This window comes from Mesorhizobium sp. B2-4-14, from assembly GCF_006442155.1.
In the GTDB taxonomy this organism is placed as follows: Bacteria; Pseudomonadota; Alphaproteobacteria; order Rhizobiales; family Rhizobiaceae; genus Mesorhizobium.
The window spans coordinates 17,091-30,467 of sequence record NZ_VFVA01000033.1 but is presented as its reverse complement, the minus strand read 5'-3'; the positions used below and the strand labels follow the sequence as shown (position 1 = coordinate 30,467).

9 protein-coding genes are annotated in these 13,377 nt (G+C 65.1%); 4 read left to right on the top strand and 5 right to left on the bottom strand.

Going from position 1 to position 13,377, the window contains the following annotated elements:
- Positions 1-6: 6 nt before the first annotated feature.
- A complete protein-coding gene (locus tag FJ938_RS23550) occupies positions 7-2,190 on the bottom strand; it encodes a primosomal protein N' (RefSeq protein ID WP_140697905.1) in 2,184 nt (727 codons plus the stop codon).
- A 91-nt stretch (positions 2,191-2,281) separates the two neighbouring features.
- On the opposite strand from FJ938_RS23550, the gene fsa reads away from it, so the two are divergent.
- Positions 2,282-2,938 (top strand): fructose-6-phosphate aldolase, encoded by a 657-nt coding sequence (gene fsa / locus FJ938_RS23545; protein WP_140697902.1) that lies wholly within the window; start codon positions 2,282-2,284, stop codon positions 2,936-2,938.
- A 75-nt stretch (positions 2,939-3,013) separates the two neighbouring features.
- On the opposite strand, the gene FJ938_RS23540 is transcribed toward fsa, so the two are convergent.
- The 3 genes from FJ938_RS23540 to leuS all read right to left on the bottom strand — a co-directional run bounded on the left by FJ938_RS23540 (position 3,014) and on the right by leuS (position 9,131).
- On the bottom strand, positions 3,014-5,608 hold the full coding sequence (locus FJ938_RS23540; RefSeq protein WP_140697965.1) for a DNA translocase FtsK: 2,595 nt from the start codon (positions 5,606-5,608) through the stop codon (positions 3,014-3,016).
- Between the two features lie 333 nt (positions 5,609-5,941).
- Positions 5,942-6,520 (bottom strand): LPS assembly lipoprotein LptE, encoded by a 579-nt coding sequence (gene lptE / locus FJ938_RS23535; RefSeq protein WP_140697899.1) that lies wholly within the window; start codon positions 6,518-6,520, stop codon positions 5,942-5,944.
- A complete protein-coding gene (gene leuS, locus FJ938_RS23530) occupies positions 6,507-9,131 on the bottom strand; it encodes a leucine--tRNA ligase (protein WP_140697896.1) in 2,625 nt (874 codons plus the stop codon). Before leuS ends, lptE begins: the two co-directional genes overlap by 14 nt.
- Positions 9,132-9,281: 150 nt before the next feature.
- Here leuS and FJ938_RS23525 point away from each other — a divergent pair, with 150 nt between their 5' ends.
- Together FJ938_RS23525 and FJ938_RS23520 are read left to right on the top strand one after the other, a co-directional pair.
- Positions 9,282-9,944, top strand: coding sequence for a YggS family pyridoxal phosphate-dependent enzyme (locus FJ938_RS23525; RefSeq protein ID WP_140697893.1), 663 nt, complete (start codon positions 9,282-9,284; stop codon positions 9,942-9,944).
- A gap of 100 nt (positions 9,945-10,044) precedes the next feature.
- On the top strand, positions 10,045-11,094 hold the full coding sequence (locus FJ938_RS23520; protein WP_140697890.1) for an aldo/keto reductase: 1,050 nt from the start codon (positions 10,045-10,047) through the stop codon (positions 11,092-11,094).
- A gap of 48 nt (positions 11,095-11,142) precedes the next feature.
- On the opposite strand, the gene FJ938_RS23515 is transcribed toward FJ938_RS23520, so the two are convergent.
- Positions 11,143-12,051 carry a LysR family transcriptional regulator gene (locus FJ938_RS23515; protein WP_140697887.1) on the bottom strand — a complete coding sequence of 303 codons (909 nt, stop codon included), beginning with the start codon at positions 12,049-12,051 and terminating at the stop codon, positions 11,143-11,145.
- A 125-nt stretch (positions 12,052-12,176) separates the two neighbouring features.
- Here FJ938_RS23515 and FJ938_RS23510 point away from each other — a divergent pair, with 125 nt between their 5' ends.
- Positions 12,177-13,358, top strand: coding sequence for an MFS transporter (locus tag FJ938_RS23510; protein ID WP_140697884.1), 1,182 nt, complete (start codon positions 12,177-12,179; stop codon positions 13,356-13,358).
- Positions 13,359-13,377 lie beyond the last annotated feature (19 nt).

The window sequence follows — 13,377 nt, the reverse complement described above, 5'->3', positions numbered from 1 at the left end:
CCATTCTCACAAAAAGCTCTGCGGATCGATATCGACCTGCACCCGGACCGAGCCGCGCTGTTTCGGGCCATTGGCCAGCATGGCGCGGATGAAACCTTGCATGTCGGCCCGCCGTTCGCCCTGGATCAAAAGCCGGAAGCGATGGCGGCCGCCGAGCAGGGACAACGGCGCTTCGGCCGGCCCGAGCACGAACAGGTCCGACGCTTCGGGCGCCGCCCGGCGCAGGCCGCGCGCATGGCCCTCGGCCTCCGCTCGCGTCACCGCGCTGACGATGACGCCGGCGAGCCGTCCGAAGGGCGGCAAGGCAGCCCGTTCGCGCTCGGCGATCTCGCGCTCGTAAAAGGCTTCCGAATCGCCGGAGACGATCGCCCGCATCACCGGATGGTCGGGCTGGAAGGTCTGCAGCAGGCCGAGGCTCTTCTTGCCCGTGCGGCCGGCGCGGCCGGTCACCTGGCTGAGCAGTTGAAAGGTGCGCTCGGCGGCGCGCGGATCGCCATTGGCGAGACCGAGGTCGGCGTCGACGACGCCGACCAGCGTCATGTTGGGGAAGTTGTGCCCCTTGGCGACCAGCTGCGTGCCGATGACGATATCGGCCTCGCCATCGGCGATCGCCTCCAGTTCCAGTCGCAGCCGCCGCACGCCGCCCATCAGATCCGACGACAGGACGATGGTGCGCGCGTCGGGGAAATGCGTGACGACCTCCTCGGCGATGCGCTCGACGCCCGGCCCGCAGGCGACCAGATGATCGAGCGTGCCGCATTCGGGGCAAGCCTCGGGGCGGCGCTCATTGTGCCCGCAATGGTGGCAGACCAGCTGGCCGCGAAAGCGGTGCTCGACCAGCCAGGCCGAGCAGACCGGGCAGCCGAAACGGTGACCGCAGACACGGCACAGCGTCAGCGGCGCATAGCCGCGCCGGTTGAGGAACAGCAGCGACTGTTCCTTCTTCTCCAGTGTCCGGCGCATATGCTCGATCAGCACCGGCGACAGGAAGCCGCCACGCGCCGGCGGCGCGCGGCGCATGTCGATCGATTTGAGATCGGGCAATGCCGCCTCGGCGAAGCGGGCGGAAAGAACAGCCCTGTTGTATTTGCCCTGGCTGGCGTTGACCCGGCTTTCGACCGATGGCGTGGCCGATGCCAGCACCACCGGAAAGCCACCAATGTGGCCGCGCACCACGGCCATGTCGCGCGCATTGTAGAAGACGCGGTCTTCCTGCTTGTAGGCGGGGTCGTGCTCCTCGTCGACGACGATCAGGCCAAGCTCCTTGAACGGCAGGAACAGCGCCGAGCGCGCGCCGGCAACGACGCGCACGCGGCCTTCCGCCACCTGCCGCCAGACTTTTTCGCGCGTCCTGGGCGGCAGGTCCGAATGCCATTCGGCCGGCTTGGCGCCGAAGCGGCGCTGGAAGCGCTCCAGAAACGCGTGGGTCAGCGCGATTTCCGGCAGCAGGATCAGCACCTGTTTGCCCTGGTCGAGGGCCGCCGCCACCGCCTCGAAATAAACCTCCGTCTTGCCCGAACCGGTGACGCCGTCGAGCAGCGCCACATTGAAAGCACCGGCCGCGACATTGGTGCGCAGCATCGAGGCGGCATCATTCTGGTCCGGCATCAGCTCCGGCACGGCATAGTTCGGATCAGGCGCGGCCACGACCGGGCGCGGCGGGATCATCACCGTCTCGAACACGCCTTGCGCCTTGAGCCCCTCGATCACCGTCGAGGACACGCCGGCGGCGTGGGCGAGGCCGGAACGCGTCCAGGCAAGACCGCCCTCCGCCGTCTCCAGCACGCGCGACCGCGCATCCGTCATCCGGTCGGGAACGGCCGTGGTTCGCTGCAGCCCCTCGATCCAGGGTTCGGGATCGAAAGCCTCCGGCGCCCTGAGCAGCATGCGCGCCACCATGCCGGGCGCCGATAGCGTGTATTGCGCCACCCAGTCGACGAAGCGGCGCATGGCACGGTCGATCGGCGGGCAGTCGAAGACCTGTTCGATCGGGCGCAGCCTTTTCGCATCGACCTTCTCGACCGCGCCGTCCCAGACGATGCCGGCGACCTGGCGCGGCCCAAGCGGCACGCGCACGATCGAGCCCGGCACGACACGCATGCCGGCCGGTACGGCATAGGTGTAGGGGCGTTCGGCCGGCATCGGCACCAGCACCGGTGCGGCCGAGACAAAGGGCGAATCTTCACTCATGAGGCGTGACCTTGCCCCGACTTTGGTCTAGATCAAAGAGTAACGCTGAACGTGCCTTTCCCAAGCACGAGGAAATCGTCAGGAGACCGCCATGAAATTTTTTGTCGATACCGCCGACATCAAGGATATCCGTGAGCTGAACGATCTGGGGCTGCTCGACGGCGTCACCACCAATCCGTCTCTCATTCTCAAATCCGGCGGCAAGATCGCCGACGTCACCAAGCAGATCTGCGACATCGTCGAAGGCCCGGTTTCGGCCGAAGTGGTGGCGACCGAATACAAGGACATGATGGCGGAGGCCGAGGTTCTGGCCAAGATCGCGCCCAATGTCTGCATCAAGGTGCCGTTGACGCTCGATGGCCTGAAGGCCTGCAAGACGATCCGCACCGAGATGAACCGCATGGTCAACGTCACGCTGTGCTTCTCGGCCAATCAGGCGCTGCTCGCCGCCAAGGCCGGCGCCTCGTTCATCTCGCCCTTCGTCGGCCGCATCGATGACACCGGCTCGGATGGCATGGAACTGATCCAGGAAATCCGGCAGATCTACGACAATTATGATTACCAGACCGAGATCCTGACCGCGTCGGTGCGCACGGTGAACCACGTCAAGCAGGCCGCGCTCATCGGCGCCGACGTCATCACCGCCCCGCCGGCGACGCTGAAGGCGCTGGTCAACCATCCGCTGACCGACAAGGGCCTCGCCGCCTTCCTCGCCGACTGGGCCAAGACCGGCCAGAAGATCGGCTGAAGCCACTTGGTTTTCAAGAAAAAGGCCGAGTACCCGGCCTTTTTTGTGCGCTGCGGATCAAGGCGAGGCCGTCAATCATTCCGCTCCGTCATCGTCGGGCACGGTCGCCTGGGGGCGGCGCCCCATGATGATCTCGCGCTTGCCGACATGGTTGGGCGCGCCGACCAGTCCTTCCTTCTCCATGCGCTCGACCAATGAAGCGGCGCGGTTATAGCCGATGCCGAGGCGGCGCTGGATGTACGACGTCGAGCACTTCTTGTCGCGCAACACCACCTTGACCGCCTCGTCATAGCTGGAATCGCCATCCTCGGCGGCGACGGATCCCTTGTCGAAGACCGCGCCCTGGTCGGCTTCGTCTTCTTCTTCATCCTCGTCGGCCGTCACGGTTTCCAGATATTCGGGGCGGCCCTGCGCCTTCAGATGCGCCACGACATGTTCGACTTCCGCGTCGGAAACAAAGGGGCCATGCACGCGGGAAATACGCCCGCCGCCCATCATGTGCAGCATGTCGCCCTGGCCGAGCAGCTGCTCGGCGCCCTGCTCGCCGAGGATCGTGCGGCTGTCGATCTTGGATGTCACCTGGAAGGAAATGCGGGTCGGGAAGTTGGCCTTGATGGTGCCGGTGATGACATCGACGGACGGGCGCTGCGTCGCCATGATCAGGTGAATGCCGGCCGCACGCGCCATCTGCGCCAGGCGCTGGATGGCGCCTTCGATCTCCTTGCCGGCGACCATCATGAGGTCGGCCATCTCGTCGACGATGACGACGATATAGGGCATCGGTGCGAGGTCGATTTCCTGCTGCTCGAAAAGCGGCTCTCCGGTGCCCTTCTCGAAACCGGTCTGGATCGTCATGACGACCGTCTCGCCCTTGTCGCGGGCAGCGGCGGCGCGCTCATTGTAGCCATCGATGTTGCGCACGCCGAGCCGCGCCATCTTGCGATAGCGGTCCTCCATCTCGCGCACCGCCCATTTGAGCGCGGTGACGGCCTTCTTGGGATCGGTGACAACAGGCGTCAGAAGATGCGGGATGCCGTCATAGACGGAGAGCTCCAGCATCTTGGGATCGACCATGATCAACCGGCACTCTTCCGGCTTCAGCCGGTAGAGCAGCGACAGGATCATGGTGTTGATGGCGACCGATTTGCCGGAGCCGGTGGTGCCGGCGACCAGCAAATGCGGCATTTTTGCCAGCTCGGCGATGACCGGCTCGCCGCCGATGGTCTTGCCCAGGCATAGCGCCAGCTTGCAGCTGGTCTTGCGGAAACCCTGGGATTCGATCAGCTCGCGGAAATAGACCGTCTCGCGCGTCTCGTTCGGAAGCTCGATGCCGATGACGTTGCGGCCGGGCACGACGGCGACGCGTGCCGAGACCGCAGACATCGAACGGGCGATATCATCGGCGAGACCAATGACGCGGGAGGATTTGACGCCCGGCGCCGGCTCGAACTCGTAGAGGGTGACGACCGGACCGGGGCGGACATGGATGATTTCGCCGCGCACGCCGAAATCCTCGAGCACGCTTTCCAGAAGGTCGGCGTTCTGCTCGAGCCGCTCCTGCGACATGTAGAAGCCCTGGCCTTCCGGTGGCTGCTGCAGCAGCTCTTCCGAGGGAAGTTCGTATGCTTCGCCAGTGGTGGCCGGCACAATCTTGCCGACCATGGGCAGCGGCGAAGAGCCGCGCATGGCTGGAGCCGAGACGGCCTCCTCCGCCCCTTGCCCGACCTGCGCCGGAACGGCCTTGCTGGCAGCGACCGGAATTGCACCCGCCGCCTGAACCTCCTGCGGGGCGCTGTTCGCCACCGACTGAACCGCGGCTTCGTTCGAATTGGCCGGACGGACATCCGGCAAGGCGGGTGGAGCTTGCAGGCCCGGCAGGCATTCGATGACGCGGAACAACGCGGTGGGATCGGCCGTCGGCGCGCGGCGAATGTCCACCCGGCCGGCGACAGCCGGCGCTAGCGGGCGCGAAGCCGGGACGGCCTGCGGCGCCGGCACCGGGCCTTCGATCATGTAAGGCGCCATGAGCTCGAAGAAGACGTGATCCGACAGATAGGGCCAGCGGAAAGTCTCGCGCCCTGTTGTCTTGACCGGTGCCGCCGGCGTTCCCGGAGCAGAAGCTGCTGATGCGGATGCACGTGTCATTGCGGCCGTCCTCGGATCCGTCGGTGCGACAACCCGCGCCTTATCGCCGGCACGCCCTGGTGAAACGGATGCCACGGGCGGGGCAGGCTGCCTTTCATGGATCAAGGCTCTGTTGCCGGCCGGCGCCCGGGCAGCGTCTGGAGCGGGGCTCCGGTTTTTCATCGGCGATGACAAGGATGAGGCTGCCTGGAGCGCCGAGGCGGATCGCGCCATGGTTGGCGGCGCCGGTTGCCCCAGCGGTTCGTTTTGCACGGTGGCAGCGTGGTCGAGCGGCGGATGGCGTGGACTGGCCTCATAGTCCGGCGTGCGCGTAAAACGCACATTGGGGGCCAGGAAGAAATACTCCTGCCATGCCGGGCTTTCGTTGCCGCCGAGATCAACAGGCGGCGGCGGAGAACCGACCCTGGCCGCGCCGGAACGCTGGCCGTTCCCCTTGTCGCTCATGCCGTTGAAACGCTCACCCTCGGGATCATCGGGCGAAGCGGACTTCGATAAATTCACCCGAGGAAAACGCTTGGATTCCATGCTCAAGACTCACTCTGAAACGTCTGCTGAGCAATAGGGAGCGAGTGGTTAACAGTTGCTTCCCGTCAGCGCCGCTGGAGCGTCCGAAACGTATCTTTCGCGACGATGTCGAACGATCCGGATTCGAGCGGATGATCGCCATCCACGATCACCCACTCGCACATACGCGCCGGCAAAAAAAGGTGAACGGAAGGGTTCGGCTCTTGGCCCTCGCGAGCGGTCCGAGCACCAGGATTGAGACGGTATTTTCCGAAGACGAAGACTGGCGCCAGAGCAATTCCAGGAAAAGTGCGTAACGGCTTTCCGTCCGGAATTGCGTAAAGACAGAGAGCTCTAGCCAGCTGCCTTGCCGTGCCGGGCCAGATCCTGGGCGATCGACAATTGCAGGGCTTCGGCCAGTTCGCGCGCGGCGCGATTCTCGGCATCGATCTGCGCCCGGTAGGAGGCAAATTCCTGGCGCGGCTTGTCGAAGGACGAGGTGATCGCCCGCTTGCCGACAGCGATCACCGCACCGGTTGTCGCATCGGTCAGCGTATAGCCGGCGGTGAGCGTCACCGAACCGGCGGTCGGCTCGTCCTCATCGGTTCCGACCTGCACGAGAGCCGAGGATTCGACGGCTTCGGTCACGCCGAGATCGAGCGAATAAAGCGGCGAGGCCGGTTCGCCGGCGCCGCGCCCAAATCCGAAGATCAGATTGTTGCGCACCTGCTGGGCATAACGCGTCCTGACCGGCTTGATGGCGATCGACGCCATTTCAGCATTGGCGGTCGAGCCAGTCGACAGCGGCGCGCTGGAATAGAGCGGCCGCACGGTGCAGGCCGAAACCAGCGCGAGCGAGCCGACAAGGCCGGCCAGCGCAATGCGGCGCAGCAAGCGGCTCAGCTCTGTCTTCTCCCGATCAGGCAACGACATTGACGATCCTCTGCGGCACGATGATCACCTTGCGCGGAGCCTTACCCTCAAGTGCTTTCTGCACGAAGTCGAGAGCCAATACCGCTTTTTCGACCGCACCTTGGTCCGCGTCGCGGGCAATTGTCAAATCCCCCCGCTTCTTGCCGTTGACCTGGACCGGATAGGTCACTTCATTGTCGACGACCAGCGCCGGATCGAAGACCGGCCACGGCCGTTCGGCAACCAGTTCGGCGCCCCCGAGCGTCTCCCAGCACTCCTCGGCCAGGTGCGGCATGACGGGCGCGATCAGATGCACCAGGATCTCCACCGCCTGTCGGGAGGCGCCTTGCAGCGCCTGGTCGGCTTTGCCGTCCGCCACGTCGTTGAGCGGCGTGGTCAGCGCATTGGCCAGCTCATAGATGCGGGCGATGGCACGATTGAAGGCGAGCTTCTCGATATCCTCGCCGACCGCCTTCAGGATTTTGTGTGTGGCCCTGGAGACCGCTCCCGCCTCGCCGGCGGCAGCCGCGGCAGGCTTGACCCCTGCCAGCGTCTCGGCCGCCGTCGACACCAGGCGCCAGATGCGCTGCATGAAGCGATGCGCGCCGGCCGCGCCATCGTCTGTCCATTCGACGTCGCGCTCGGGCGGCGAATCCGACAGCATGAACCAGCGCGCCGTGTCGGCGCCGTAGCCATCGGTGATATCTTCCGGGCTGACCGTGTTCTTTTTGGACTTCGACATCTTCTCGAGCGGGCCGATGGTCACCGCCTCGCCGGTGGCGATGTCGACGGCGCGGCGCTTGCCGTCGATGTCTTCCAGCCGCACCTCGGTCGGCGCCAGCCAGCGGCCATTCGATGCCGAGCCGACGCGATAGGTCTCGTGCACCACCATGCCTTGCGTGAACAGGCCCTTGAATGGCTCGGCCAGGTCGACATGGCCGGTCTCGCGCATGGCCCGGGTGAAAAAGCGCGAATAGAGCAGATGCAGGATCGCATGCTCTATGCCGCCGATATACTGGTCGACCGGCAGCCATTCATTGGCCGCCTTGGGGTCGGTCGGCTCATGCGCCCAGGGCGCGGTGAAGCGGGAGAAATACCAGGACGAATCGACGAAGGTGTCCATCGTGTCGGTCTCGCGGCGTGCATCCCCACCGCATTGCGGGCACTTCACATGCCGCCATGTCGGATGCCGGTCGAGCGGATTGCCCGGCCGGTCGAAATCGACATCGTCCGGCAGCTTGACCGGCAGGTCGGCCTTCGGCACCGGCACCACGCCGCAATGCTCGCAATGGATCATCGGGATCGGGCACCCCCAGTAGCGCTGGCGCGAAATGCCCCAGTCGCGCAGGCGGAAATTCACCTTGCGCTCGGCCATCGGCCGGTTGCCGATCGTCTTCTTTTCCAAGAGCTTCGCCACCTCGTCGAAGGCCTGGTTTGGCTTCATCCCATCGAGGAAGCGTGAATTGATCATCGCGCCGTCATCGACATAGGCAACGTCGATAATTTGGAACGCGGACCGGTTCTCGCCGTCAGGCATTACCACCGGCACAACCGGCAGCCCGTATTTGTTGGCGAAGTCGAGATCGCGCTGATCATGCGCAGGGCAGCCGAAAATGGCGCCGGCGCCATATTCCATCAGCACGAAATTGGCGACATAGACAGGCAGCGTCCAACTGTCGTCGAACGGATGAACGACGCGGATGCCGGTGTCGAACCCCTTCTTCTCGGCCGTCTCCAGCGCCGCCACCGAAGTGCCCATATGGCGCACTTCCTCGATGAACTTGGCCAGCGCCGGATCGGTCTCGGCGGCCTTCCTGGCCAGCGGGTGGTCGGCCGCGATCGCCATGAAGGAGGCGCCGAAGATGGTGTCGGGCCTTGTCGTGTAGACTTCCAATTCATGCTCGCCGGCAACCTCCGAGGCCAGCGGCCAGCGGATCAGCAGGCCTTCCGAACGGCCGATCCAGTTCTGCTGCATCAGCTTCACTTTTTCGGGCCATTCGTCGAGGCCGTCGAGCGAATCCAGCAGATCCTGCGCAAAGTCGGTGATCTTGAAGAACCACTGCGTCAGTTCGCGCTGCTCGACCAACGCGCCCGAACGCCAGCCGCGCCCGTCGATGACCTGCTCGTTGGCGAGCACGGTCATGTCCTCCGGGTCCCAGTTGACCTTGGACGATTTGCGCGTCACCAGCCCCTTCTCGACGAAGTCGAGGAACAGCATCTGCTGGCGGTGGTAATAGTCGACATCGCAGGTGGCGAATTCGCGCGCCCAGTCCAGCGACAGGCCCATCACCTTGAGCTGCTCGCGCATGGTGGCGATGTTTTGGTAGGTCCATTCCTTGGGGTGGACCTTGTTCTGCATCGCCGCGTTCTCGGCCGGCATGCCGAAGGCGTCCCAGCCCATCGGATGCAGCACGTTGAAACCTTTGGCCCGCTTGTAGCGCGCCACCACGTCGCCCATCGTATAGTTGCGGGTATGGCCGATATGAATGCGCCCTGACGGATAGGGGAACATCTCCAGCACGTAGTATTTCGGGCGCGGATCGTCATTGTGCGCTTCGAACAGCTTCTTTTCGGCCCAGGCCTTCTGCCATTTGGGTTCTGACGCGCGCGGATTGTATCGTTCGGTTGCCATGGGACGTTTTTCACTTAAAAGCATGCGGACCGCCGAAAGCCCGGCGGTTCATGGAATGTGGTCCGGGTGTTCACCATGGTTTGGCAAACCCGTCAACCATATGGGCATCGCGGCTGACAAAAACGCGGGTCAAAACAGCGGGATTTGCATATGGGCGACACCGTTCAGCAGTTTTTCGCGGTCAAGGCGAAGATCGCCGCCGCCGAGCAGGAGGCCGGCCGCGAAGCCGGCGCGGTGACGCTGGTGGCCGTTTCCAAGACCTTTGACGCCGCCGACATCCAGCCGGTGATCGAAGCCGGCCAGCGCGTGTTCGGCGAGAACCGCGTGCAGGAAGCGCAAGGCAAATGGCCTGATCTGAAGCAGGCTTTCCCGGATATCGAACTGCATCTGATCGGCCCGCTGCAGTCGAATAAGGCCAAGGAGGCGGTGACGCTGTTCGACGTCATCGAAACGGTCGACCGCGAAAAGATCGCCGCCGAACTTGCCAAGGAGATCGCCAGGCAAGGCCGCGCGCCAAGGCTTTACGTCCAGGTCAACACCGGCTCCGAGCCGCAGAAGGCCGGCATCGAACCACGCGAGGCGGTTGCCTTTGTGACCCGCTGCCGCGATGTGCACGGCCTCGCCATTGAAGGCCTGATGTGCATCCCGCCGGCCGACGAGAACCCGGGCCCGCATTTTGCCTTGCTGGAGAAGCTCGGTAAGGAAGCCGGCGTTACCAAACTGTCGATGGGCATGTCGGGCGACTACGAGACGGCAATCGCTTTCGGCGCCACCAGCGTTCGTGTTGGTTCGGCGATCTTCGGCAGTAGATAGCGGTTAGGCCAGATCAGCAGGTCCGTTGCGCCAGCGCTGGAAACGAAACGTGCCGTTCCTATTTGAACCCTGTCACCTTACTGCCTCTGGAGCCTTCACCATGCGTTACAATCAGCTTGGAAATACCGGGCTATTCGTCTCCGAACTGTGCCTCGGCACCATGACCTTCGGCGCCGCCGGCCAGAATGCCCAATGGGGCCTGATCGCCAGTCTCGACCAGAAAGGCGTCAACGAGATCGTCGGCCGCTCGCTCGCCGCCGGCGTCAACTTCTTCGACACGGCCGACGTCTATTCCTTCGGCGAGTCCGAAAAATTGCTCGGCCAGTCCCTCCGCGATCTCGGCGTCGCCAGGCAGAACGTGGTCATCGCCACCAAGGTGCATGGCCCCATGGGCGAAGGCCCGAACCAGCGCGGCTCCTCGCGCGGCCACATCATGGATTCGGTCGACGCCAGTCTCGAACGGCTGCAACTCGACCATATCGATCTCTACCAGTTGCATGGTACCGACGCGGTGACGCCGATCGACGAGACGATGCGGGCACTGGACGATCTCGTCTCCAGCGGCAAGGTCCGCTATGTCGGCGTCTCCAACTGGGCAGCGTGGCGCATCGCCAAGGCGCTGGGCATCGCCGACCGCAAGGGCTTTGCCCGCTTCGAGACCATCCAGTCCTACTACTCGATCGCCGGCCGCGATCTCGAGCGCGAGATCGTACCGCTCATCAATGAGGAGAAGCTCGGTCTGATGGTATGGTCGCCGTTGGCCGGCGGCCTGCTCTCGGGCAAATACGGACCCGGCGCGCTCGGCAATGGCGAGGGCCGCCGCGCCTCGTTCAATTTCCCACCGGTCAACGAGGACCGCGCCTGGGCGGCTGTCGCCGCCATGCGCGAGATCGCCAAAAAGCACGACGTCAGCGTCGCCACGGTGGCGCTCGGTTATGTCCTGGCCAAGCCCTTCGTGATGAGCGTCATCATCGGCGCCAGCCGCATGGACCAGCTCGAACAAAACCTTGCCGCGACCGAGGTGAAGCTTGACGCCGACGATCTCGCCCGTCTTGACGAAGTCAGCGCGCTGCCCGCCGAATATCCCGGCTGGATGCTCGAGCGCCAGGGCGTCGGCCGCCGTCCGGCGCCGTTCACGCCGAAAGCATGAAGCAGTTGGGGCAGACGTCTCGGGAGCCGATCGGCTTCCGAGATCGCTTCAGGCCAACCTGACGCTCTCCCCGAGAAAATCGAGAAAAGCCCGCACCCGTGCCGGCAGGTGCCGGCCTTGGCCGACATAGACGGCGTGGGTGGCCTCCTGGTCTCCGGGATTGAAATCCTCCAGCAGCGGCACCAACCGCCCGGCGGCGATATCAGCCGCGACATGCCAGCGCGCCAGCCTGGAGATGCCCGCCCCGGCCAGCGTCATCAGCCGCATCGCCTCGCCATCGCTGACCAGCGTGTTGCCGGTGATCGGGATCATGACTGCGTTGCCGGCCGCGTCGAGGAATGGCCAGCCATCGATATGCCTGACGAAGCCGAAGCCCATGCGGTTGTGGCTGTCGAGATCGACCGGCGTCAGCGGCGTACCGTGCGCATCGAGATAGGATGGGGCCGCAACGACGACCCCCGGGCTCTGCCCAAGCTTGCGCGCCACCAGCCGTGATTCGCCGAGCGGGCCGGCCCGGATGGCGACGTCGGCGCGCTCTGCCATCAGGTCGATGACGCTGTCGGTCAGCACCAGATCGACCGAGATCTCGGAATAGCGTTCGAGGAAGCGCGGCAGCAGCGGGATCAGCCGGTGCACCCCGAAGGGCACGTAGGTGTTGACGCGCAGCCGCCCGCGCGGCGCGGCACCGGCCGCCGCTTCGCGCTCGGCCGCCGCCATGTCGGCCAGGATGCGCTGCCCGCTTTCGTGGAAGGCCGCTCCTTCCGGCGTCAGCAGCAGCTTGCGCGTCGAGCGGCTGACCAGTCTGGCCCCTAGCCGGGCCTCCAGCCGCGCGATCAGCTTACTGACCGCCGATGGCGTCATGCGCAATGCGCGGGCGGCCGCCGAGAAGCTGCCGGCCTCGACGACGCGCACAAATACTTCGATCTCGCCGGAGCGGTTGATATCGGGTCTCGCCATCTGTGAATCTATTTCACAGAAAATATGCCTTGGGCAAGTCTGGTTCACAGTGCGGGCCGATACGATCTTCCCGGTAGGGGCGCGGATTGGACAGGGCGCTCGTCGTCTTGGAAGTGGAAACCACCATGCCTCTTGCTCTTTACGCCCTCGCCGCCGGTGCCTTCGGCATCGGCGTCACGGAATTCGTCATCATGGGCCTGCTTATCGACGTCAGCAAAGACCTTGGCGTCTCGATCTCGGCCGCCGGCCAGCTCATTTCGGGCTACGCGCTGGGCGTCGTCATCGGCGCGCCCTTGCTGACCATCGCCACCGGCAACTGGCCCCGCAAGACGGTGCTCCTGGCGCTAATGGCCATCTTCACGCTTGGCAATCTCGCCTGCGCGCTGGCGCCCGATTACTGGACGCTGATGGGCGCCCGTATCATCACCGCCTTTGCCCATGGCACCTTCTTCGGCGTCGGCTCGGTGGTCGCCACCAGCCTCGTCGCGCCCAACAAGAAGGCCTCGGCGATCGCGCTGATGTTCACCGGCCTGACCATCGCCAATATTCTCGGCGTGCCCGTCGGCACCTGGCTCGGCCAGGCCTTTGGCTGGCGTGCGACCTTCTGGGCGGTAACCGCGGTCGGCCTCGCCGCCTTCGCCGTCATCTTGGTTCTGGTGCCGCGCAGCCAGGCGGCACCTGAAAAGAGCGGGCTTCGTGCCGACCTCGCCGTGCTGCGCCGCGCGCCCGTGCTGCTCGGCCTCGCGACCACGGTGCTCGGCTATGCCGGTGTCTTCGCCGTCTTCACCTACATCGCCCCTCTGCTCACCGAGATCAGCGGCTTCAAGGAAGCGGCGGTGTCGCCGATCCTGCTCGTCTTCGGCGGCGGCCTCATCGCCGGCAACCTCGCCGGGGGCAAGGTCGCCGACCGTTGGCTCGTGCCCGCGGTCCTGGGCAGCCTTGTGGTGCTGGCGCTGGTGCTGGCGACAATGAGCTTCGCCATTCACAGCCAGGTCATGGCCGTGATCTATGTCGGCCTGCTGGGTGCGGCCGCCTTCGCCACCGTGGCGCCGCTGCAAATGTGGGTGCTGGAGAAGGCGCAAGGCGCCGGCCAGAGCCTCGCCTCCTCCTTCAACATCGCAGCCTTCAATCTCGGCAATGCCTTGGGCGCCTGGCTGGGCGGCGCGGTCATCGCCCACGGCCTTGGCCTCGGTGCCCTCACCTGGGTGGCCGCGCTGCTGCCGCTTGGCGCCCTCGCCGTGGCCGCATTGGCGCTGCGCCTCGACCGCGCGCCGGCGCTCGGCGAGCCGGCTTCCGCCCGGCCGTGAGCCGGCAACCCTAATTTCG